The sequence below is a fragment of the Caballeronia insecticola genome, from assembly GCF_000402035.1.
Lineage (GTDB): Bacteria > Pseudomonadota > Gammaproteobacteria > Burkholderiales > Burkholderiaceae > Caballeronia > Caballeronia insecticola.
Genome location: NC_021287.1, coordinates 360,391 through 381,788, shown reverse-complemented (window position 1 = coordinate 381,788; position 21,398 = coordinate 360,391). Strand labels below are relative to the sequence as shown.

The window sequence follows — 21,398 nt, the reverse complement described above, 5'->3', positions numbered from 1 at the left end:
CCGCGCTCAGGAAGCGGCGGGTTCTTCCGTGTCGATCGTCTGGCCGAGCTTCGCGAGCGCGTCGATGACACCTTGTGCATATACCGGATCGATGCGGCGAAAATGCCCGATCTGTCGCACGACGATGTCATTCGGCACGCCGTGCATATGCCGCGCGATGTTGCCGAAGAAGCGCTCGCGCTGCGCATCGTCGAACAGTTTGAAGAGCGCGGCCGGCTGGCTGTAGTAATCGTCGTCTTCGCGATGGTCATAGCGATGCACCGCGCCTGCCGCGAGCGCCGGCTCGTTCACGCTCGCGTCCTGTGCGAATTCACCGTAGCGATTCGGCTCGTAGTTCACGCGGCCGCCGAGATTGCCGTCGGTGCGCATCGCGCCATCGCGATGAAACGTGTTGGCGCTCGCCATACGCGGCGCATTCACCGGAATCTGATGATGGTTGATGCCGAGCCGGTAACGCTGCGTATCGCCGTAGGAAAACAGCCGGCCCTGCAGCAAGCGGTCCGGCGAAAAGCCGATGCCCGGCACCACGTTCGCCGGCGTGAACGCGGCCTGCTCCACGTCCGCGAAATAGTTCTGCGCATTGCGGTTCAGCTCGATCACGCCGACATCGATCAGCGGAAACGCTTTGTGCGACCACACTTTGGTGATGTCGAACGGATTCACGCGCGCCTGTGCTGCCTGCTCCTCGCTCATGATCTGAATGCGGAAATTCCAGCGCGGGAAGTTGCCCTCGTCGATGTTCGTCACCAGGTCGCGCTGCGCGCTCTCGCGGTCGTTCGCGATCACGGCGGCGGCTTCGGCATCCGTGTAGTTTTCGAGCGGCTGCTGCGACTTGAAATGGAACTTCACGTAGAAGCGCTCGTTGTCCTCGTTGATGAACGAGTACGTGTGCGAGCCGAAACCGTGCATCTGCCGATAGTTCTTCGGAATGCCGCGATCGCTCATCAGGATCGTGACCTGATGCAACGATTCCGGATGACGCGACCAGAAATCCCACGCCGCCACGTTGCTGCGCATGTTCGTGTACGGATCGCGTTTTTGCGTGTGGATGAAGTCCGGAAACTTGAGCGGATCGCGGATGAAGAACACCGGCGTGTTATTGCCCACCACGTCCCAGTTGCCTTCTTCCGTGTAGAACTTGATCGAGAAACCGCGCACGTCGCGCTCGGCGTCGGCCGCGCCGCGCTCGCCGGCGACCGTCGAAAAGCGCATGAAAATGGGCGTTTCCTTGCCGATTGCGTCGAACAGCTTTGCCTTCGTGAAGCGCGAAATGTCGTGCGTCACGCGGAACGTGCCGAACGCGCCCGAGCCCTTCGCGTGCACGCGGCGCTCGGGAATCACTTCGCGGTCGAAGTGCGCGAGCTTTTCGACGAGCCAGAAGTCCTGCAACGTAACAGGGCCGCGCGGGCCGGCCGTCTGCGAATTCTGGTTGTCGCCGACGGGCGCGCCGGCTGCGGTCGTGAGTCGTTGGGTCGTCATCGTGATACTCCTGCTTGTTCGTTTGCGTGGGATGATGCTCGGCCGCGGGGGTCGCCGCTGATGCACCCGCTTATGCAGCCGCGTGGGCGAAATCGGCGAGAACGTCGAGCGCGACGCGGCGAAGCGCAATGAATCGGCGTGCGAGGTTCGTGTGGCTGCGGGTCATCGGCTTCCTCCGTTTGTTGTCTGCCGTCTCCGGCGACCGATGGAAGGAGCTTAACGAATACTATCGATATTTATAATTTAATAAATTTTATCTATCCGATAGACGGATTTTCGCCCGCAGAAACGACAACGCACCGCGCTCCGAAAAACAGAGCGCGGCGCGTTCGAAGGCGGAATCAGTTGACCGCGACCGGCATGTCGAGCTTGTTCACGCCCGGCAGATCGCAATTGGCGATAGCGTCGCTGATGGCGTCGATGGCAGGCATACGCGTGAAACTCTTGCGCCACGCCAGCACTACGCGGCGGTCCGGCACCGGTTCGTCGAACGGCACGTAGCTGAGCAGCCCGGAATCGATGCCGCCCGCGTGCGGCTTCACTTCGCTCACCGACATGCGCGGCAGCACCGTGATGCCCACGCCGCTCGCCACCATATGCCGGATCGTTTCCAGCGACGAACCCTCGAACGTCTTCTGGATGCCGTCCGCGTTCTGCGAGAAGCGCATGAGTTCCGGACACACCCCGAGCACGTGATCGCGGAAACAGTGGCCGCTGCCGAGCAGCAGCATGGTTTCCTGCTTGAGGTCGTCGGCGTCGATTTTCGCGCGGTTTTCCCACGCATGCCCCGAAGGCATTGCAACGACGAACGGCTCGTCATACAGCGCGCGGACCATCAGACCGGTTTCGGGAAACGGCAGCGCCATGATCGCGACATCGATTTCGCCCTGCTTCAGCAACTCGATCAGCTTGAGCGTGTAGTTCTCCTGCAGCATCAGCGGCATCTGCGGAACCGCCTTGATCATCTGCTTGACGAGCGTCGGCAGCAGATACGGCCCGATGGTGTAAATCACGCCCAGGCGCAACGGTCCGACCAGCGGATCCTTGCCCTGCTTGGCGATTTCCTTGATGGCGAGCGTCTGTTCGAGCACGCGCTGCGCCTGCGTGACGATCTGCTCGCCGATCGGCGTCACGCTGACCTCGCTCGTGCCGCGCTCGAAAATCTGCACGTTCAGTTCGTCTTCAAGCTTTTTGATTGCCACCGACAGCGTCGGCTGGCTGACGAAGCACGCCTCGGCAGCGCGGCCGAAATGCCGTTCGCGCGCAACCGCGACGATGTACTTCAGTTCAGTGAGCGTCATTGGGGGCCAATGGAAGACATTGATTCAATAGGTTTGAGTTATACACCCGCCGACGGTCGTTCGACAACTTCTGCCGTCCGGCCAGTCCGCGCGAATCAAATAGGGACCGACAAGGCTGGCGCGAGTTCACCCTCAAGCCTTCAAATAGTGTTCGCGCGCGCCGAGCCAGCGCGCCAGATGCCGGGTGACGGCGTCAGGGAAGTCGCTCAGCATGGCGTCGGCGGCGGCGCGCGCGGGCTCGATCAGCCAGGCGTCGTTCTCCAGGCTCGCGAAGCGCAGCATGGCTTCGCCCGACTGACGCGCGCCCAGAAATTCGCCGGGACCGCGAATTTCCAGATCGCGCCGGGCGATCTCGAAGCCGTCGGTGGTTTCGCGCATTGTCTGCAGGCGCGCGCGGGCCGTCTGCGACAGCGGATTTGCGTACATCAGCACGCAGACGGACGCCGTGCTGCCCCGCCCCACGCGCCCGCGCAACTGGTGCAACTGCGCGAGCCCGAAGCGCTCGGCGTGCTCGATCACCATCAGCGATGCGTTGGGCACGTCCACGCCGACTTCGATCACCGTCGTCGCGACCAGCAACTGCACTTCGTTGCGCGCGAACGCGTCCATCACGGCCGCTTTCTCGGCGGGCGCGAGCCGTCCGTGAACCAGCCCCACCTGCAATTCCGGCAGCGCGCCGACGAGCGTCTCATACGTCTCGACCGCCGTCTGCAACTGCAGCGTCTCGCTTTCCTCGATCAGCGGGCAGACCCAGTACACCTGACGCCCGGTCAGCGCCGCCTCGCGCACGCGGCCGATGATCTCGTCGCGCCGGCCGTCGGAGACGATCTTCGTCAGGATCGGCGTGCGGCCGGGCGGCAATTCGTCGATGGTCGAGACGTCGAGGTCGGCGTAATAGGTCATCGCAAGCGTGCGCGGAATCGGCGTGGCGGACATCATCAATTGATGCGGCTGGAAGTCGTGCGCGCCGTCCGCCGCGTTCAGCGCCTTCGCCCGCAGCGCGAGCCGCTGCGCGACGCCGAAGCGATGCTGTTCGTCGACGATCACGAGCCCGAGGCGCGCGAACTCGACCGCGTCCTGAATGATCGCGTGCGTGCCGATTACGAGTTGCGCCGTGCCGAGCGCCGCCGCCTCGAGCGCCGCGCGCTTTTCCTTCGCCTTGATGCTGCCCGCGAGCCACGCGACCGTGACGCCCAGCGGCTCCAGCCAGCCGCGCAGCTTGCGCGCGTGCTGTTCCGCGAGAATTTCGGTCGGCGCCATGAGCGCGGCCTGATAACCCGCGTCGATAGCCTGCGCCGCCGCGAGTGCCGCCACGATCGTCTTGCCGCTGCCGACATCGCCTTGCAGGAGACGCTGCATCGGATGCGCGAGCGTCAGTTCGCCGGCGATTTCCGCGACCACGCGTTGTTGCGCGCCGGTGAGCGCGAACGGCAGCGCCTTCAGCAGGCGCGTGACGAGCGATTGATCGTCGTCCGGCGAACGGCGCGGCATGGCAGGCGCGGCGCGGCGGCGGCGCTCCTCGTGCGCGCGCTTGAGCGACAACTGCTGCGCGAGCAGTTCCTCGAACTTGATGCGCGTCCACGCCGGATGCGTGCCGTCGATGAGCGCGGTTTCGTCGGAATCCGCGCGCGGATGATGCAGCGTCTTCACGGCGTCGAGCAGGCCGGGCACGTTCAGCGGCGCGAGATGCGCGCGCGCGATCGGCTCCGGCAGCAGTTCGGGCAGCGAGACGCGCGAAATGGCCGAATCGATTGCCTTGCGCAAATACGCCTGCGAGATGCCCGCCGTCGACGGATAGACCGGCGTCAGGGCCTGCGGCAGCGGCGTGTCGTCATCGACGGGGCGCACCGCCGGATGCACCATCTCCAGCCCGAAGAAGCCGCCGCGCACGTCGCCGCGCACGCGCAGGCGCACGCCGATGGCCATCTGCTTCACCTGCGAGCCGTAGAAATTGAGAAAGCGCAGCGTGAGTTCGTCGCCGGCGTCATCGTGGATTTTGACGAGCAGCTGGCGGCGCGGCCGATACGCGATCTCGTTGTCGAACACGACGCCTTCGGTCTGCGCGATATCGCCGGGGATCAGTTCGCCCACCGGCGTGAGCGAGGTTTCGTCCTCGTAACGCATCGGCAGATGCAGCGCGAGGTCGATGTCGGATTTCAGGCCGAGCTTCGCGAGCTTGTCCGCGGTCTTGACGACGGGCTTCGGCTTTTCGTCCGCTCGCGCCTTCTTGCGTGCCGGCGGGGCGGCGCGCGGCGCGTCGCTTTCCTCCACGGGCAGCGGGTCGGTCGAGGTTAAGCGGCGGTCGGACAAGGGCATCTAAACTCTTCGCAAGTACAATGTGAGGTTTGTTCGGCGCGTTCGTGCGTCGTTCGAGCCACCGTCTACGCCATGTTCACGCTTTCCGATTTCGATTTTAATCTGCCGCCCGAACTGATCGCGCAAAGCGCGCTCGCCGAGCGCAGCGCGAGCCGTCTGCTCGAAGTGGACAACCGCGCGACGCCCGCCGCGCTCATCGACCGGCGTTTTTCCGAATTGCCGGATCTCATCGGGCCGGGCGATCTGCTCGTGTTCAACGATACCAAAGTCCTGAAGGCGCGCTTCTTCGGCCAAAAGGCCAGCGGCGGCCGCGTCGAAGTGCTGGTCGAACGGCTGAGCGGCGCGACCACGGCGCTTGCGCAAATCCGCGCGAGCAAGAGCCCGGTCGAAGGCAGCACGATCCGCCTGGCCGACGCGTTCGACGTGACCGTCGGTGAACGCGTCGAGCCGTTCTATACGCTGCACTTTCCGGCGGAATGTCTGACGCTCATCGAGCAATTCGGGCGCTTGCCGCTGCCGCCGTACATCGAGCACGACGCCGACGCCTACGACGAAACGCGCTATCAGACCGTGTACGCGGCCAATCCCGGCGCGGTGGCCGCACCGACCGCGGGCCTGCATTTCGACGACGCCCTCTTCGCCCGGCTCGACGCACGCGGCGTCGAGCGCGCGACGCTCACACTGCACGTCGGCGCGGGCACGTTTCAGCCGGTGCGCGTGGAGAACATCGCCGAGCACAAGATGCACAGCGAGTGGTACGACCTGCCGCAATCACTCGCCGACCGCATCGCGGCGGTGAAGGCGCGCGGCAACCGCGTGATCGCGGTCGGCACAACGTCGATGCGCGCGCTCGAAGCCGCCGCCCGCGATGCCGCCCATGCCGGCCGACCGCTTGCCGGAAGTCAGGCCGAAACCGATATCTTCATCACGCCAGGCTATGAATTCCGCGTGGTCGACCGGCTCGTCACGAACTTCCACTTGCCGAAATCGACGCTGCTGATGCTCGTGTCCGCCTTCGCCGGCATGGACACCATTCGCGACGCGTATCGTCACGCAATCGAACAACGCTACCGCTTTTTCAGTTACGGCGACGCCATGCTGCTCACGCGCCGCGACCCGAATTAATTCAATTTTTTCAACCAATGCGCTGGACTGTTTTCCAGTGGCAGGAACTCACATGACCGCAACTCACACTGCGCCGGAAAACGGCCTCAAATTCGACTTGCTGACGACCGACGGCCAGGCGCGCCGCGGCCGTCTCACGCTCAATCACGGTGTTATCGAGACGCCGATCTTCATGCCCGTCGGTACGTACGGCACGGTCAAGGCAATTCAGCCGCGCGAGCTCGAAGAGATTCGCGCGCAGATCATCCTCGGCAATACGTTTCACCTCTGGCTGCGCCCCGGTCTGGAGACGATCGGCGCGCACGGCGGACTGCATCGATTCATGGGCTGGAACCGGCCGATTCTCACCGACTCCGGCGGCTTTCAGGTGTTTTCGCTCGGCGATTTGCGCAAGATCACCGAAGATGGCGTCACGTTCGCATCGCCGATCAACGGGGACAAGCTGTTTTTGTCGCCGGAAGTGTCCATGCAGATTCAAAAAGTCCTGAATTCGGACATCGTCATGCAGTTCGACGAATGCACGCCCTACGCGACCAAAGGCGTGCCGACTTCGCACCAAGAGGCTGCCGATTCCATGCGCATGTCGATGCGCTGGGCGAAGCGCTCCATCGACGAATTCAACCGCCTCGGCAATCCGAACGCGCTGTTCGGCATCGTGCAGGGCGGCATGTTCGAGGACCTGCGCGACGAATCGCTCGCGGGGCTGTCGGAGATCGGCTTTCACGGGCTTGCCATCGGCGGCTTGTCGGTCGGCGAGCCGAAAGAAGACATGATGCGCGTGCTGAATCACATCGGCCCGAAACTGCCCGCCGACAAGCCGCATTACCTGATGGGCGTCGGCACGCCGGAAGACCTCGTGGCGGGCGTGGCGGCGGGCGTCGACATGTTCGACTGCGTGATGCCCACGCGCAATGCGCGCAACGGCTGGCTGTTCACGCGCTTCGGCGACCTCAAGATCAAGAACGCGACGCACAAGAACTCGATGAAGCCGCTCGACGAAAGCTGCGGCTGCTATACGTGCCAAAACTTCACGCGCGGTTATCTGCATCACCTGCACCGCGTGGGCGAAATTCTCGGCGCGCAACTGAACACGATCCACAACCTGCACTACTACCTGCAACTGATGAGCGAAGTGCGCGAATCGATCGAAAATCACACGTTCGATGCGTTCCGCAAGACTTTTGCCGAGAACCGCGCGCGCGGCGTCGACTGAAGCGCGGACTGAAGCGCGAATGGAAACGATGCCGGGAAACGGCACCGCAGGCATTACAATTGCCTTTCTATCGTTTTCGGAACATGCCTGAATACCTCGTAACGGCTTGAAGACAAAGCGCATTCCCGGGGTCTCGCGGCATGGGCGAGTGGTAGAATACCGGGCTAATTTCCATTCGAGTTTTTTGAACGTATTTCTGACGTTAAAACGGAGAGACCAACGTGTCGTTCATTTCCAATGCCTTTGCACAAGGCACCACCGCAAGCAGCGCGGAATCGAGCCTCATGAGCTTCCTGCCGCTCATTCTGATGTTTGCCGTGTTGTACTTCATCATGATCCGTCCGCAGATGAAGCGTCAGAAGGAGCATCGCAACATGCTCTCCGCCATGGCCAAGGGCGACGAAGTGGTGACGAACGGCGGTATCGTCGGCAAGGTTACGAAGGTGTCGGAAGCGTACGTGGGCGTGGAAATCGCCGAAGGCACGGAAATCACCGTGCAGAAGGCTTCCGTGACGACCATTCTCCCGAAGGGCACGATCAAGTCGCTGTAAGGACCACGTTCAGGCCACATGTTCTCTCGCGTCCGGCGCGGCCTCGCCCACCGAGCTGTCCGAATCCATCGACACCTCGTCGCGCATAACGCCGGACGCCCTCTCCCCCGAAGCCAACTTTACGGTCGGCCATCCTCATGAATCGTTATCCCCTCTGGAAGTATGTCGTGATGCTGGTGGCGCTCGTCATCGGCCTCGTGTACACGCTACCCAATTTCTTCGGCGAGGCGCCGGCCGTTCAGGTGTCGAGCGGCAAGGCGACCGTCAAGCTCGATTCGACGACGCTCGCAAACGTCGAGAGCGCGCTCGCCGCGAACAACGTCAAGGCCGACGAAGTCACCTTCGACAATTCGCAACTGAACGCGAATATCCGCGTGCGCCTCGCCGACACCGACACGCAATTGCGCGTGAAGGATCTGCTGAGCAAGTCGCTCAATACCGATCCGAGCGATCCGCAATACATCGTCGCGCTGAATCTGCAGAGCGCCTCGCCGCGCTGGCTGACGGCGCTGCATGCGCTGCCGATGTACCTCGGTCTCGACCTGCGCGGCGGCGTCCACTTCCTGCTGCAAGTGGACATGGCCGGCGCGCTCAACAAGAAGCTCGACTCCGACGCCGCCGACGCGCGCACCTACCTGCGCGACCGCAATATCCGTGACGGCGGCGTGAATCGCGTCGGGCAATCGGTGGTGGTGAGTTTCTCGGATCAGGCCGCGGCGGACAACGCCCGCACGCTGCTCTCCACGGGCGTCGCCGAACTGCAATGGTCGACGCGTCAGGGCAGCGACGGCTATCAGGTGGTCGGCACCTTCTCGGCGGCAACGCAGCGCAGCGTGGAAGACGGCGCGCTCAAGCAGAACATCACGACGCTGCATAACCGCGTGAACGAACTGGGCGTCGCGGAGCCGGTGATCCAGCAGCAGGGCTCGGACCGTATCGTGGTTGAACTGCCGGGCGTGCAGGACACGGCGAAGGCGAAGGACATCATCGGCCGCACGGCTACGCTCGAAGCGCGCCTGGCCGATCCGGTCAACACCTACATCGGCCCGAACGAAGCGGTGCCGCCCGGCGACGAAGCGTTCAAGCAGAACGACCGCACGGTACTGCTGCGCAAACAGGTGATCTTCACGGGCGACCGCATTATCGACGCATCGGCGGGCTTCGACGACCATCAGCGTCCGTCGGTGAACATCCGTCTCGATTCGGCCGGCGGCCGCGCGGTGTCCGCCGTGTCGCGCGACAACATCGGCAAACCGATGGCGATGGTCCTGTTCGAAAAGGGCAAGGGCGAAGTGCTGACGGTGGCGACCATCCAGTCGGAACTGGGCGACCGCTTCCAGATTACCGGCCAACCGACGCCGCAGGCCGCCGCCGATCTCGCGCTCCTGTTGCGCGCGGGTTCGCTGGCAGCGCCGATGGACATCATCGAAGAACGCACGGTCGGCCCGAGCCTCGGCGCGGACAACATCAAGAAGGGCTTCGATTCGGTGCAGTACGGTTTCGCCGCGATCGCCATCTTCATGATCGCGTACTACCTGCTGTTCGGCGTGTTCTCGATGCTCTCGCTGTCGGTCAACCTGCTCCTGCTGGTCGCGATCCTGTCGCTGCTGCAGGCCACGTTGACCTTGCCGGGCATCGCGGCTATTGCGCTCGCACTCGGTATGGCGATCGACGCGAACGTGCTGATCAACGAGCGTATCCGCGAGGAACTGCGTAACGGCGCGCCGCCGCAGACCGCGATTCAAGAAGGCTTCAAGCACGCGTGGGCGACCATTCTCGACTCGAACGTCACCACGCTCATCGCCGGTCTCGCGCTGCTCGCGTTCGGCTCGGGTCCGGTGCGCGGCTTCGCGGTCGTGCACTGTATCGGCATTCTGACGTCGATGTTCTCGGCGGTGTTCTTCTCGCGCGGCCTCGTGAACCTCTGGTACGGCGGCAAGAAGAAGCTGAAGACGCTGGCCATTGGTCAGGTCTGGCGCCCCGAAGGCACCGATTCCGAAGCGGCTGCGGCGGCCTATCTCGCGGCGCAGCGCGGCGACGAATCGCCTGTCGACGAAATCGTGAAGACGGCGAAGGGCAAGACCAAGACGGCCGTGGCCGCGCCGCGCGCAGCCGCGCAGACGCCCGCGCGCGACGGCAAGCCGACGGTGCGCCGCCGCTCGGGCCCGGGCGTCGATCAACAGAAACCGGGCCAGTCCCGCTGAGACCGCTGAGCCGGAGATAAACGCAAATGGAATTCTTCCGTATTCGTCGCGACATCCCGTTCATGGAACGCGCGTTGATTTTCAACGTGATTTCGTTCGTGACGTTCCTCGCGGCCGTATTTTTCCTCGTGCACAAAGGGCTGCATCTGTCGGTGGAATTCACCGGCGGGACGGTCGTCGAGGTGCAGTATCCGCAAGCTGTATCGCCCGAACCCGTGCGCACGACCATGGCGAAGCTCGGCTATGGCGATGCGCAGGTGCAGAACTTCGGCACGTCGCGCGACGTGCTGATTCGCCTGCCGCTCAAGCAAGGGCTGACGTCGGCGCAGCAGAGCGATCAGGTCATGACCGCGCTCAAGGCCGACAATCCGCAGGTGAGCCTGCAGCGCGTCGAGTTCGTCGGGCCGCAGGTGGGCAAGGAACTCGTGACGAACGGTCTGCTCGCGCTGGCGTGCGTGGTGGTCGGCATCGTGATCTATCTGTCGTTCCGCTTCGAGTGGAAGTACGCGGTCGCGGGCGTGATCGCGAATCTGCACGACGTGGTGATCATTCTCGGCTTCTTCGCGTTCTTCCAGTGGGAGTTCTCGCTCTCCGTGCTCGCGGCAATTCTCGCGGTGCTCGGCTATTCGGTGAACGAGTCGGTGGTTATCTTCGACCGGATTCGTGAAACCTTCCGCAAGCAGCGCAAGATGTCCGTGATCGAAGTGATCGACCACGCTATTACGAGCACGATGTCGCGAACCATCATCACGCACGGCTGTACGGAAATGATGGTGCTGTCGATGTTCTTCTTCGGCGGTCCGACGCTGCACTACTTCGCGCTGGCGCTGACGGTGGGTATCTTGTTCGGTATTTACTCGTCCGTGTTCGTCGCGGCGGCGCTCGCCATGTGGTTCGGCGTGAAGCGCGAAGATCTCGTGAAAGACAAGAAGGACAAGTTCGATCCGAACGATCCGAATGCGGGCGCGCAGGTTTGAGCGTCACGCATTCCCGTAAGCCATAAAAAAGCGGCCGGTCCTCACAGACCGGCCGCTTTGCTTTGAAACACCAGACTTACTGCTTCACGCCTTCAGCCTGAATATGCAGCACCGTCTTCAGGCTGAACCCATACGCCTTGCCGTAATCCATGCCGAAGTCGCCGCGGTCGAACGTGGTGGTTGCTTCCACGCCGCACACTTCCTTCTTCATCATCGGGTTCACGAAGCACTTGAAGTGCTCGATCTTCAGATTGAGCGGCTTGGTCACGCCGTGCATCGTCAGCGTGCCGACTACTTCGCTCGGCGTGTCGCCGTCGAACTTGATCGACGTGCCCTTGTATTGCGCGGTCGGGAACTTGGCGGCATCGAAGAATTCGTCCTTCTGCAGATGCTCGTTGAGCTTGTCGTTACCGGTGTCGATCGACGTGATGTCGATCGTCACGTTCACCGTGCCGGTCTTGGCCGCACGATCGAGCACGACTTCGCCGCTGCTCTTGTTGAACTTGCCGCGCCACGTCGACACGCCGCCGAAGTGGTCGGCCTCGAAGCTCGGATACGTGTGGTTCGGGTCGAGCTTGTACGTGTCGGCGGCGAATGCATTCACCGAGGTGCCGAAAGACATGCCGAGCGCGAGCGCGCCCGCAGCGATGATCGAAAGTTTCTTCAAGTTCTTCTCCTGTGAGATTGATGAATTCGCGTAAAGCGCCGCTTATTTTTTGGCGGCGACGATATGAAACTTGATGACGACGTCGTCCGCGACGATCGACGTATCCTTCCACTCACCCGTTCCGACATCGAACTGGGTGCGCTTGATCGGCAACGCGCCGTCGAAGGTTTCGGTCGCGCCCTGTTGCGTGACCGTCACCGGTACCGTCACGGTCTGCGACTTGCCCTTGATCGTGATCTTGCCGGTCACGTTGTATTTGTTGGCGCCGGCCGGCGCGATCGCGCTGGAGACGAACGTGGCGGTCGGGAACTTGCCCGCATCGAACCATTCCGCGCCGCGCACTTGCTTGTTGTATTCGTCGTCGCCTAAGTCGTAGCTGCCGGTGTCGATCGTGATGTTCGCCGTGCCCGCCGCGGGCTTCGCCGGATCGAACGCGATCTGCGCGGTGAACTTGTTGAACTTGCCGTCGGTGGGCACGTTCATCTGTTTCGATGTGGCGACCACCGAGCTCTTGCTCATGTCCACCTGCGCATGCGCCGCCGCAACCAGCGCAAGCGACGCCGCCGTGGCCAGCATCCAACGATTGAGTTTCACTTTCATGTGTGCCCTATTCAAAACGCGGTTCAAATCAGCAAACCAGTATTGGAAATCAAAAGAACGCGAGAACAATCAGCCGCCGCGAAACGCTCGGCCAACGGCGAGGAAACAATCGCAACGAGCCAATGCGCTCAACGAAGAAACGGCAGCATACGGCCGAGCAAACCGTCTCTATCGACGAAATGGTGCTTCAGCGCAGCGAGCACATGCATGACGACGAAAAACAGCAGCGTATAGTTCAGCGCGATATGCACGATGCGCAATGTGGCCTTCAACGCCTTGTCCGGTCCAATGATCGTCGGCAACGGCAGCACGCCGAGATAGACGACCTGCAGGCCCGCCGCCGAACTGTACAGATAGCCCGATGCGGGAATCACGAGCATCAGCGCGTACAGCAGAAAGTGCGTGAGATGCGCCGCGCCCTGCTGCCAGCGCGGCATGTCGCCGGGCATCGCGGGCGCGCGATGGGTGGCGCGCCACAGCAGGCGCAGCACGGCGAGCGCGAACACCGTCACGCCGATCCACTTGTGCCACGAGAAATACTTGAGCTTGGTCGGCGTGATGCCCGGAATGTCGGTCATGATCCAGCCGAGGTAGAAACCGCACACGATCAACAACGCGATCAGCCAGTGCAGACCGATCGCCGTGGCGCTATAGCTTTGCTCCGGCGCGGCCGTCGCGATGCGTGCGCTGCTTTCCATAGTGCTTTCACTCAAGGTTTCGATGTCTTTCGGCCCGTCGTCGAAGAACGACGAGTATTCAAGGGCGCCATGCTACCTCAACGCCGGTTTCTTGCCAGCGCGCTCGACAACTCCATCCGTACGCGCGGCGAGCCAGACGCGGCGGGGCTTTGCGGTCCGTCGGGCCGACTGGCATGCCTTCCGTGCAACGAACTATTCCACGCATGCAACGGTCGATGCATGCGCGACGAAGCGGAACAGACCGCGCGCGATTCCAGCCGCAAGGTACGTCACGGTATTAACGGGCGGCAGCGCGGTTTCATTCCGCCGTCCGTCACGCGGCACGCCCGATCCGCCAAATAATCGCCATTTGATACCATGCTGATTCCATTTGCGCTGGCCCGGCGCTTGCTATGCTCCGTCGGAGCCGGTCCTCGCGGCGCCCGACACCTCCGCTCGACACCACTCGGGCTTCGACCATGAACGCGAACGAACCGGACGATCTGATCGCGTGTCACGAATGCGACGCGCTGTTCAAAAAACGTGAGTTGCCTCACCGCACGTCGGCGAAATGTCCGCGCTGCGGGTCGCTGCTCTATCGAAGCATTTCATCGAACCTCGACAAAATTTGTGCGATGACGCTGGCCGCGCTGGTCACGTTCGTCATTGCGCAGGGCTTTCCTATCGTCGAGCTGGACGCCAACGGGCTCACGTCGGAGACCACGCTCATCGGCGCGATCGTCGCGTTGTGGAACGAGCAGATGGAAGTCATGGCCGTGCTCGTCTTCTGCTCGACGATCCTGTTCCCGCTGTGCGAGCTGATCGCGCTGCTCTACGTGCTGCTGCCGCTGCGCGCGGGCTACGTTCCGGCGGGCTTCAACGGGCTCTTGCGCATGATCCAGTTCGTGCGGCCGTGGGGCATGATCGAAGTGTTCATGCTCGGCGTGCTCGTCACGCTCGTGAAGATGGTCAGCATCGCGCGCGTGATTCCCGAAGCGGCGCTCTTCGCTTTCGGCGCGCTGACGCTGATGTTCGCGGTCGTCATGAGCTTCGATCCGCGCGCGCTGTGGGACATCGCAAGCCGGCTCGGGCCGCGCGAACCGACGCGACGCGGCGCCGCCAAGCCCATCCCAACCGACGCGAGGCAGAAATCGTGAGCGAACCCGTCGAATCGGTCGAACCCGTCGAACCTGCGCCCGAGGCGCATTACACGACGGCGTCGCGCGCGAACGTCGTCGCGTGTCATGCGTGCGGACTCGTGCAGCCGCTCGCGCGCACCATCGAGAGACAGCGCTGCACGCGCTGCGACGCGGTCGTGCACCGGCGTCATCCGGACAGCATCGCGCGCACGTGGGCGCTGCTCATCAGCGCGGCGATTCTCTATATCCCGGCGAATCTGTTTCCGATCATGCACACATCGTCGATTCTCGGCTCCGAGGACGACACCATTCTGAGCGGCGTCGCGCTCTTCTGGAACGACGGCGACTATCCGCTCGCGGCGGTGATTTTCATCGCCAGCATTCTCGTGCCGATGCTCAAGCTCGTGACGCTCGGCTTTCTTGTCATCAGCGTGCAGCGGCGCTCGGTCTGGCGTCCGCGTCAGCGCACGACGCTGTTTCGCATCGTCGAGGGCATCGGCCGCTGGTCGATGCTCGATGTCTTCGTGATCACGCTCACGATCGCGCTCGTGCGCTTCAAGTCGCTCGCCGTCATCACACCGGGGCCGGGCGCGCTCGCGTTCGCGTGTGTCGTCGTGCTGACGATGATCGCTTCCATGCAATTCGACCCGCGCCTCATGTGGGACAACATCGAACCATCAGGAAAGAAATATGACTGACGCCCGAGGTCCGAACGACCCGAAGCAGCCAGCACCGCCCGTCCCTGCCAACACCGGCGGCGACGGACGCCAGGGCGGCGGCCTGCCGCCGAATCTGCCCGAGCCGACAATCGAGCCGCGCAGCCGCTGGCTGCCGTCGCTCGTCTGGGTCATTCCGCTCGTCGCGGCGCTGATCGGCGTGATTCTCGTCGTCAAGACCGTGTCGAGCCGGGGACCGACCGTCACGATCAGCTTCGTCAGCGCCGAAGGGCTCGAGCCAGGCAAGACCAAGGTGAAGTTCAAGGACGTCGATATCGGCACGGTCAAGACCATCACGCTGTCGAAGGACCATTCGCGCGTGCTCGTCGACGTGCTGCTCACCAAGGAAGCCACCGATTTCGCCGTGAAAGACACGCGCTTCTGGGTCGTGCGTCCGCGCGTGGCGGCAAGCGGCGTGACCGGGCTCTCGACGTTGCTGTCGGGCGCGTACATCGGCGTCGATGCCGGTAAATCGACCGACGATCAGACCTACTTCGTCGGGCTGGAGACGCCACCCGCGGTCACCGGCGACCAGAAGGGCCACACTTTCACGCTGCACGGCGAATCGCTCGGCTCGCTCGACATCGGCTCGCCGGTCTATTACCGGCGCGTGCAGGTCGGGCAGGTCGTCGCGTTCTCGCTCGACAAGGACGGCACCGGCGTCACGCTGCAAGTGTTCGTCACCGCGCCGTACGATCAGTACATCGGCACCAATTCGCGCTGGTGGCACGCGAGCGGCGTCGATCTGCGGCTCGATTCGAGCGGCTTCACGCTGAACACGCAATCGCTGGCTACGGTCGTGCTGGGCGGCATCGCGTTCCAGACGCCGCCGAACCAGCAGTCCGGCCCGCAGGCGCAGAACAACGCGACGTTCCGGCTCGCCTCCGATCAGGCCGACGCGATGCGCGACCCGGACGGTCAGGCGGTGCACGTCGTGATGAACTTCAATCAGTCGCTGCGCGGTCTGTCGGTCGGCGCGCCGGTCGATTTCCGCGGCATCGTGCTGGGTCAGGTCACGGGCATCGGCGTGCGATACGACTCGAAGTCGCATGCGTTCATGATGCCGGTCACGATCGATCTCTATCCCGATCGCCTGGGCAGGCGCGCGAAACAGGCGTTGCCGGAGCAAGGCACGTCGGCGAGTCAGGACATGCTGCAACTGCTCGTGAAGCGCGGCTTGCGCGGCCAGTTGCGCACCGGCAACCTGCTGACGAGCCAGTTGTATGTGGCGCTCGACTTCTTCCCGAAAGCGCCGCCTGCAACCGTCACGGCGAGCACCGATCCGATCGAGCTGCCCACGGTTCCGAACACGCTCGACGAGCTGCAACTGCAGATCGCCGATATCGCGCGCAAGATCGACAAGATTCCGTTCGACCAGATCGGCGCGAACCTGAACGGCTCGCTCAAGAACGCCAACGCGCTGTTCGACAGGCTCGACAAGGAAGTCATCCCCGAGATGCGCGACACGCTCACGGAGGCGAAGAAGACCTTCAACCAGGCGCAGTCGACGCTGCAATCGGACTCGCCGATTCAATCGGACACGCGTCAGGCGATGCAGGAACTCACGCGCACGCTTCAATCGCTCAATGCGCTCGCGGACTATCTGGAACGCCATCCGGAATCGCTGCTGCGCGGTAAATCGGGAGACAAACCATGAAGTTCGGCGCGTTGATGACGACCCTTGGCGCGGCCGCGCTGCTCGCCGCCTGCGCTTCGCCGACGAGCCGTTTCTACACGCTCGGCGGCGGCGAGGCACGGCCGGTGCCGTCCACGCCGGCCGCGTTCTTTTTCGAACTGGCGCCCGTCGACATGCCGCAGCAGGTTGCGCGCAATCAGCTGGTCGTGCAGACGAGTCCGGCGCAGGTTCAGGTGCTCGAGGAGAACCGCTGGGCGTCGCTGCCCGCCGATGAAGTGCGGCGCGCGCTGTCCGCCGATCTCACGCAGCAACTCGGCGCGATCGATGTCTACAACACGCCGCATCCGGAATCGGTGCCGGTGTATCGCGTGAAGGTGAATGTGCAGCGTTTCGAGTCGTGGCCCGATTCGCAGGCGGTGATCGACGCCGTGTGGAGCGTGCACGCCGTCGGCTCGGACGCCGTGCTGACCTGCCGGACCGTTGCGCAGGAGCGCGTCGGCTCGGGGTATGACGCGCTCGTCGGCGGACATCGGAAGGCAGTGGACGAGCTTGCGTCCGCGATTTCAGCGGGCATGCGCAGCCTGGCTTCGTTGCCTCGGACGGCGGCGGGCGTGTCGGGTGTTTCGGGTGCGGCGGCTGCGTCGTCGAAGGGCAAGGCGGGCGCGAGTGTCAAGCCCGCCGCCGCGCCGGTCTTGCCGTGTCCGTCCGCGAGCGCGGCGGCGACTGCCAGCGCGCAATGATCGGCGCCGCGCCCGGCGCGGGTCGGCACAATTGGGCACAAGTAGGCACACGCGAGCGAGGCGAGCGTATGTTGTCGGCAGGCGACACGCCTCGTCGCGGGCTGCGGGAAAATACGGGGCCTGAAGCGCGTCCGGTTAAGATCGTCGTCGCCCAAAATTCCGAATCAAGCGAAGAAAAGATGATGAAACTGATCGGTTCGCACACCAGCCCGTTCGTCCGCAAGGTGCGTATCGTCATGGCGGAAAAGAAGATCGATTGTGAACTGGTGCTCGAGGACGTCTGGGCATCCGATTCGAAGATTCACGAGTACAACCCGCTCGGCAAGGTCCCGTGTCTGGTCCTCGACGACGGCGAAGCCGTGTTCGATTCGCGCGTGATCTGCGAATTCGTCGACACGCTCACGCCCGTCGGCAAGCTGCTGCCGCAGGAGCGCCGCGAGCGCACCGAAGTGCGTTGCTGGGAAGCCCTCGCCGACGGCATGCTCGAAGCCGCCGTGCTGATCCGTCTCGAAGGCACGTTGCGCGAAGAGGCGCATCGCAGCGAGGCGTGGCTCGCGCGTCAGCGGCTCAAGGTGGAAGACGGCCTGCGCGCGATGTCGCGCGGACTCGGCTCGAAGCAATGGTGTTCGGCGAACCGCTTTACCCTCGCGGATATCGCCTGCGGCTGCGCGCTCGGCTATCTCGATCTGCGGATGCCGGACCTGAACTGGCGCGACGCCCACCCGAATCTCGACAAGTTGTACGTGCGGCTCGCGCAGCGCCAATCGTTCGTGGATACCGTGCCGGTGCTCTGACCGGCGTGCATCGACGTTCCCGCGCGCGGCGGGAACGTGGCTTCTCCTGTTCTTACTTTCTCAATGCAGCCTTCAACGTCGCGTTCGCCTGCGCGATGGCCGCGCGCGTCGCGGGCGTTTCGGCCAGCGCGTTGAGCATCACGAAGTCGTGAATCGTGCCGTTGTAACGCACCGACGTGACCGGCACGCCCGCTTGCGACAGCTTGCGCCCGTAAGCCTCGCCTTCGTCGCGCAGGACGTCGTTTTCATCGGTGATGACGAGCGCCGGCGGCAAGCCCTTCAGTTCATCGAGACTCGCGCGCAACGGCGACGCCGTGATCTTCGCGCGATCGGCGGCGTTCGGCGCGTAAGCGTCCCAGAACCATTTCATTGCGTCGCGGGTGAGCCACGGGCCGTTGGCGAATTCGGTGTATGAGCCGTCGTCGAAACTGGCGTCCGTCACCGGGTAAAAGAGCACCTGCGCGCGCAGCGCCGGACCGCCGCGCTCCTTCGCGAGCAGCGTGACGGCGGCCGTCATGTTGCCGCCGACGCTGTCGCCCGCCACCGCCATGCGCGACGCATCGACATTGAACGCCTTCGCGTGATCGGCGACGTAGCGCGTCGCGGCATACGCCTGTTCGATCGGCACGGGATACTTCGTTTCCGGCGAACGGTCATAGTCCACGAACACGACCGTCGCCTGCGCGCCGTTCGCGATCTCGCGCACCAGACGGTCGTGCGTATTCTTGTCGCCCAACACCCAGCCGCCGCCGTGAAAATACATGATGACCGGCAGCGCGCCCTTCGCATGCTCGGGGCGCACGATGCGCAGCGCGATTTTGCCTGTCGGACCGGCTTCGATCACACGGTCTTCGATATTCGCAGCCTGCTTCTTCACCGGCTGCGTCTGCGCGCCGGCAAGCACGTTGCGGGCGTCGGCGGGCGACAGCGTGTAAATCGGCGGCGCTTTGCTGGCCGCGAGCGCATCGATGAAGTGCTGCGTCGTCGGTTCGGGCACCGGCGCGCGGGTTTCCGCCTGAGCGGCGGAATAGGACAACACGGCTGCGACGGCGATGGCGAGAACTGCGGCATTGCGCTGTTTCATGATGGTTTCCAGTCCATTCGAGTTGAGGTTGAAACGGTGGTAAGACGGTGAAACGAGGGTGGAACGAGGAAAAATCGATATTTCTATAAATCTATGAGTAGATAGATAACGCGATGTAATCGCGCTTATAAAAAGTTGATTCGTGATCGTCCGGGCGCGTAGCCGCGCGGCTTTCGCCATATCAACCGGCGAAACGACCTAGCCGCCCAAAAAGCCGGTTTAATCCGCCAAAATCTATCTACCTAAAGATAGATTTTCCCACGCGAATTCATACGTTTTTCACATGGTTATCCACAGGGTTATCTACCGCCGGACCGTATTCGCCACTTCGTCCAGACGCGTTCGTGTCTGAAAAAGACGGCACGCCAGCAAGCTGCCCTGGAACGCGGCGTACAGCACGCGCGCGGCGGCTTCGGGTTTTCCGCCGGCGTCGAGCGTGTCTTGCGCTTCGCCTTCGGCCAGTACCTTCGCCAGCCAGTTTTCGTTGGCCTTGAAGAACGATTGCACGGCGTGGCGCACCTTCTCCGGCAACGATTCGATGTCCGACGCGAGCATGCCGCACAGGCAGATCTGATTTCCCCCGCCGATAATCCGCCCGAACAGCTTCGTATAGCGATCGAGTTTCTTGTCCGCCGAGGCCGAACTGTCGATCGCGTAGATAGACGACATCACGTCCGCGCTGTACGCATTCACCGCTTCGAGCGCGAGATCTTCCTTCGTCGGGAAGTAATAGTGGATGCTGGAGGTCTTCACTCCGACCAATTCGGACAAGTCGCGATAGCTGAAACCGTTATAGCCGCGCGTCATCAAGAGTGACTGCGCATGGTCCAGCAGCGCCTCGCGTACGGTGTTCTTGTCCATTTCTGAAATAGTCCCTGCCTTTGATAGGCGTAATTTATCTATCACTAGATAGACGGTCAAGCACTTGTATCAAAAAAGTTTTTATCGGACTGATAGGAAAAATGCCCACGTCGGCGCGAAGAGAACCCCGGCCGAAGCCGGGGCTTTCGCGCAAATCAGCGCGCGGTCGAGAGCGCCGCCGCCTGCGTGGTGTCCTGCCCTGCCGTTGCCTGTTCGATGATGCCGCCGCCCAGACACACATCGCCCTGATACAGCACCGCCGATTGCCCCGGCGTGACGGCCCACTGCGCATCGTCGAAATGAAGCACGAAACGTCCGTCGGCCTCGCGCGCGAAGTGGCACGCCGCGTCCTGCTGGCGATAGCGCGTCTTGGCGCCGCACGTCACGCCCTCTTCCGGCGCAAAACCCGCCACCCAGCTCGTGTTGCCCGCGACGAGCGACTCCGACAGCAACCACGGGTGATCGTGCCCCTGCACGACATACAGCGTGTTGCTCGCCATGTCCTTGCCCGCGACGAACCACGGCTCGCCGCTGCCGTCCTTCGCGCCGCCGATGCCGATGCCCTTGCGCTGACCGAACGTGTAGAACGCAAGCCCGATATGCTCGCCGACGATCTTGCCTTCGGCCGTCTTCATCGGGCCGGGTTTCGTCGGCAGGTAACGGTTGAGGAACTCGCGAAACGGCCGCTCGCCGATGAAGCAGATGCCGGTCGAATCCTTCTTCTTCGCGTTCGGCAGTCCGATCTGCGCCGCGATTTCGCGCACCTTCGTCTTCGGGATTTCGCCGAGCGGAAACAGCGTCTTCGACAACTGCGCCTGATTCAGCCGATGCAAAAAGTACGACTGATCCTTGGTCGAATCCGTCGCCTTGAGCAACTGGAAGAGTCCGTCCTGCTCGCGCACGCGTGCGTAATGACCCGTCGCGATGGTTTCCGCGCCGAGCGACATCGCGTGATCGAGGAACGCCTTGAACTTGATCTCGGCGTTGCACAGCACGTCCGGATTGGGCGTGCGGCCCGCCGAGTACTCGCGCAGGAACTCCGCGAACACGCGGTCCTTGTATTCGGCGGCGAAGTTGACCGCTTCGACGTCGATGCCGAGCAGATCCGCGACCGACACCACGTCGATCCAGTCCTGCCGGGTCGAGCAATATTCGCCGTCGTCGTCGTCTTCCCAGTTCTTCATGAAGAGGCCGACGACGTCATAGCCTTGTTCCTTCAGGAGCCACGCCGTGACCGACGAATCGACGCCGCCCGACATGCCCACCACCACTCTTCGCTTGCTCATAGAAATACCGCGTTGTTCCCGCAAGACGCCGG

At 63.1% G+C, this 21,398-nt stretch carries 19 protein-coding genes; 10 read left to right on the top strand and 9 right to left on the bottom strand.

Annotated features, from left to right (window positions below; genetic code table 11):
- Positions 1-6 precede the first annotated feature (6 nt).
- The 3 genes from BRPE64_RS01795 to recG form a co-directional block, all read right to left on the bottom strand.
- Positions 7-1,479 carry a catalase gene (locus tag BRPE64_RS01795; protein ID WP_016344295.1) on the bottom strand — a complete coding sequence of 491 codons (1,473 nt, stop codon included), beginning with the start codon at positions 1,477-1,479 and terminating at the stop codon, positions 7-9.
- A 341-nt stretch (positions 1,480-1,820) separates the two neighbouring features.
- Positions 1,821-2,780: a hydrogen peroxide-inducible genes activator gene (locus BRPE64_RS01790; RefSeq protein WP_016344293.1), complete on the bottom strand. Its 960-nt coding sequence runs from the start codon at positions 2,778-2,780 to the stop codon at positions 1,821-1,823.
- Between the two features lie 132 nt (positions 2,781-2,912).
- Complete coding sequence (gene recG / locus BRPE64_RS01785) at positions 2,913-5,096, bottom strand: ATP-dependent DNA helicase RecG (protein ID WP_044041109.1); 2,184 nt, start codon at positions 5,094-5,096, stop codon at positions 2,913-2,915.
- A gap of 72 nt (positions 5,097-5,168) precedes the next feature.
- Here recG and queA point away from each other — a divergent pair, with 72 nt between their 5' ends.
- From queA to secF, 5 genes are all read left to right on the top strand, one after another.
- Positions 5,169-6,221 (top strand): tRNA preQ1(34) S-adenosylmethionine ribosyltransferase-isomerase QueA, encoded by a 1,053-nt coding sequence (gene queA / locus BRPE64_RS01780; protein WP_016344291.1) that lies wholly within the window; start codon positions 5,169-5,171, stop codon positions 6,219-6,221.
- A 52-nt stretch (positions 6,222-6,273) separates the two neighbouring features.
- Entirely contained in the window at positions 6,274-7,434 is a 1,161-nt protein-coding gene (gene tgt / locus BRPE64_RS01775; RefSeq protein ID WP_016344290.1) for a tRNA guanosine(34) transglycosylase Tgt, read from the top strand.
- A 221-nt stretch (positions 7,435-7,655) separates the two neighbouring features.
- The gene (gene yajC / locus BRPE64_RS01770) at positions 7,656-7,985 is read left to right on the top strand and encodes a preprotein translocase subunit YajC (protein WP_016344289.1); all 330 of its coding nucleotides are present in this window, start codon (positions 7,656-7,658) and stop codon (positions 7,983-7,985) included.
- A 137-nt stretch (positions 7,986-8,122) separates the two neighbouring features.
- Complete coding sequence (gene secD / locus BRPE64_RS01765) at positions 8,123-10,189, top strand: protein translocase subunit SecD (RefSeq protein WP_016344288.1); 2,067 nt, start codon at positions 8,123-8,125, stop codon at positions 10,187-10,189.
- 26 nt (positions 10,190-10,215) lie between these two features.
- Entirely contained in the window at positions 10,216-11,166 is a 951-nt protein-coding gene (secF, locus tag BRPE64_RS01760) for a protein translocase subunit SecF (RefSeq protein WP_016344287.1), read from the top strand.
- A 76-nt stretch (positions 11,167-11,242) separates the two neighbouring features.
- Here the strand turns inward: secF and BRPE64_RS01755 are convergent, their stop codons facing one another.
- The 3 genes from BRPE64_RS01755 to BRPE64_RS01745 form a co-directional block, all read right to left on the bottom strand.
- On the bottom strand, positions 11,243-11,788 hold the full coding sequence (locus BRPE64_RS01755; RefSeq protein ID WP_408608246.1) for a YceI family protein: 546 nt from the start codon (positions 11,786-11,788) through the stop codon (positions 11,243-11,245).
- A gap of 87 nt (positions 11,789-11,875) precedes the next feature.
- Entirely contained in the window at positions 11,876-12,433 is a 558-nt protein-coding gene (locus BRPE64_RS01750; RefSeq protein WP_016344285.1) for a YceI family protein, read from the bottom strand.
- A 128-nt stretch (positions 12,434-12,561) separates the two neighbouring features.
- Complete coding sequence (locus tag BRPE64_RS01745) at positions 12,562-13,131, bottom strand: cytochrome b (RefSeq protein WP_016344284.1); 570 nt, start codon at positions 13,129-13,131, stop codon at positions 12,562-12,564.
- Positions 13,132-13,589: 458 nt separating this feature from the next.
- Between BRPE64_RS01745 and BRPE64_RS01740 the strand changes: the two genes are divergently transcribed.
- The 5 genes from BRPE64_RS01740 to BRPE64_RS01720 all read left to right on the top strand — a co-directional run bounded on the left by BRPE64_RS01740 (position 13,590) and on the right by BRPE64_RS01720 (position 18,135).
- Positions 13,590-14,267 (top strand): paraquat-inducible protein A, encoded by a 678-nt coding sequence (locus BRPE64_RS01740; RefSeq protein WP_016344282.1) that lies wholly within the window; start codon positions 13,590-13,592, stop codon positions 14,265-14,267.
- On the top strand, positions 14,264-14,947 hold the full coding sequence (locus tag BRPE64_RS01735) for a paraquat-inducible protein A (protein ID WP_016344281.1): 684 nt from the start codon (positions 14,264-14,266) through the stop codon (positions 14,945-14,947). Before BRPE64_RS01740 ends, BRPE64_RS01735 begins: the two co-directional genes overlap by 4 nt.
- Complete coding sequence (locus BRPE64_RS01730) at positions 14,940-16,622, top strand: PqiB family protein (RefSeq protein WP_016344280.1); 1,683 nt, start codon at positions 14,940-14,942, stop codon at positions 16,620-16,622. The genes BRPE64_RS01735 and BRPE64_RS01730 overlap by 8 nt, the downstream gene beginning before the upstream one ends.
- A complete protein-coding gene (locus tag BRPE64_RS01725; RefSeq protein WP_016344279.1) occupies positions 16,619-17,341 on the top strand; it encodes a PqiC family protein in 723 nt (240 codons plus the stop codon). Before BRPE64_RS01730 ends, BRPE64_RS01725 begins: the two co-directional genes overlap by 4 nt.
- 179 nt (positions 17,342-17,520) lie before the next feature.
- Entirely contained in the window at positions 17,521-18,135 is a 615-nt protein-coding gene (locus BRPE64_RS01720; RefSeq protein WP_016344278.1) for a glutathione S-transferase N-terminal domain-containing protein, read from the top strand.
- Positions 18,136-18,187: 52 nt separating this feature from the next.
- Here BRPE64_RS01720 and BRPE64_RS01715 read toward each other — a convergent pair whose 3' ends face one another.
- The 3 genes from BRPE64_RS01715 to mnmA all read right to left on the bottom strand — a co-directional run bounded on the left by BRPE64_RS01715 (position 18,188) and on the right by mnmA (position 21,366).
- Positions 18,188-19,219 (bottom strand): alpha/beta hydrolase, encoded by a 1,032-nt coding sequence (locus BRPE64_RS01715; RefSeq protein ID WP_016344277.1) that lies wholly within the window; start codon positions 19,217-19,219, stop codon positions 18,188-18,190.
- Positions 19,220-19,522: 303 nt separating this feature from the next.
- Entirely contained in the window at positions 19,523-20,080 is a 558-nt protein-coding gene (locus tag BRPE64_RS01710; protein WP_016344276.1) for a TetR/AcrR family transcriptional regulator, read from the bottom strand.
- A gap of 155 nt (positions 20,081-20,235) precedes the next feature.
- A complete protein-coding gene (gene mnmA / locus BRPE64_RS01705) occupies positions 20,236-21,366 on the bottom strand; it encodes a tRNA 2-thiouridine(34) synthase MnmA (RefSeq protein WP_044041107.1) in 1,131 nt (376 codons plus the stop codon).
- Positions 21,367-21,398: the final 32 nt, after the last annotated feature.

Bases quoted from the DNA above. Each gene is read 5' to 3' on its own strand.
- recG (WP_044041109.1), bottom strand. From the start codon at position 5,096: ATGCCCTTGTCCGACCGCCGCTTAACCTCGACCGACCCGCTGCCCGTG.
- queA (WP_016344291.1), top strand. From the start codon at position 5,169: ATGTTCACGCTTTCCGATTTCGATTTTAATCTGCCGCCCGAACTGATC.
- BRPE64_RS01710 (WP_016344276.1), bottom strand. From the start codon at position 20,080: ATGGACAAGAACACCGTACGCGAGGCGCTGCTGGACCATGCGCAGTCA.
- BRPE64_RS01755 (WP_408608246.1), bottom strand. From the start codon at position 11,788: ATGTCTTTCGGCACCTCGGTGAATGCATTCGCCGCCGACACGTACAAG.
- BRPE64_RS01750 (WP_016344285.1), bottom strand. From the start codon at position 12,433: ATGAAAGTGAAACTCAATCGTTGGATGCTGGCCACGGCGGCGTCGCTT.
- mnmA (WP_044041107.1), bottom strand. From the start codon at position 21,366: ATGAGCAAGCGAAGAGTGGTGGTGGGCATGTCGGGCGGCGTCGATTCG.
- BRPE64_RS01740 (WP_016344282.1), top strand. From the start codon at position 13,590: ATGAACGCGAACGAACCGGACGATCTGATCGCGTGTCACGAATGCGAC.
- BRPE64_RS01745 (WP_016344284.1), bottom strand. From the start codon at position 13,131: ATGGAAAGCAGCGCACGCATCGCGACGGCCGCGCCGGAGCAAAGCTAT.
- BRPE64_RS01795 (WP_016344295.1), bottom strand. From the start codon at position 1,479: ATGACGACCCAACGACTCACGACCGCAGCCGGCGCGCCCGTCGGCGAC.
- BRPE64_RS01715 (WP_016344277.1), bottom strand. From the start codon at position 19,219: ATGAAACAGCGCAATGCCGCAGTTCTCGCCATCGCCGTCGCAGCCGTG.
- BRPE64_RS01725 (WP_016344279.1), top strand. From the start codon at position 16,619: ATGAAGTTCGGCGCGTTGATGACGACCCTTGGCGCGGCCGCGCTGCTC.
- secF (WP_016344287.1), top strand. From the start codon at position 10,216: ATGGAATTCTTCCGTATTCGTCGCGACATCCCGTTCATGGAACGCGCG.
- BRPE64_RS01720 (WP_016344278.1), top strand. From the start codon at position 17,521: ATGATGAAACTGATCGGTTCGCACACCAGCCCGTTCGTCCGCAAGGTG.
- BRPE64_RS01730 (WP_016344280.1), top strand. From the start codon at position 14,940: ATGACTGACGCCCGAGGTCCGAACGACCCGAAGCAGCCAGCACCGCCC.
- secD (WP_016344288.1), top strand. From the start codon at position 8,123: ATGAATCGTTATCCCCTCTGGAAGTATGTCGTGATGCTGGTGGCGCTC.
- tgt (WP_016344290.1), top strand. From the start codon at position 6,274: ATGACCGCAACTCACACTGCGCCGGAAAACGGCCTCAAATTCGACTTG.
- BRPE64_RS01790 (WP_016344293.1), bottom strand. From the start codon at position 2,780: ATGACGCTCACTGAACTGAAGTACATCGTCGCGGTTGCGCGCGAACGG.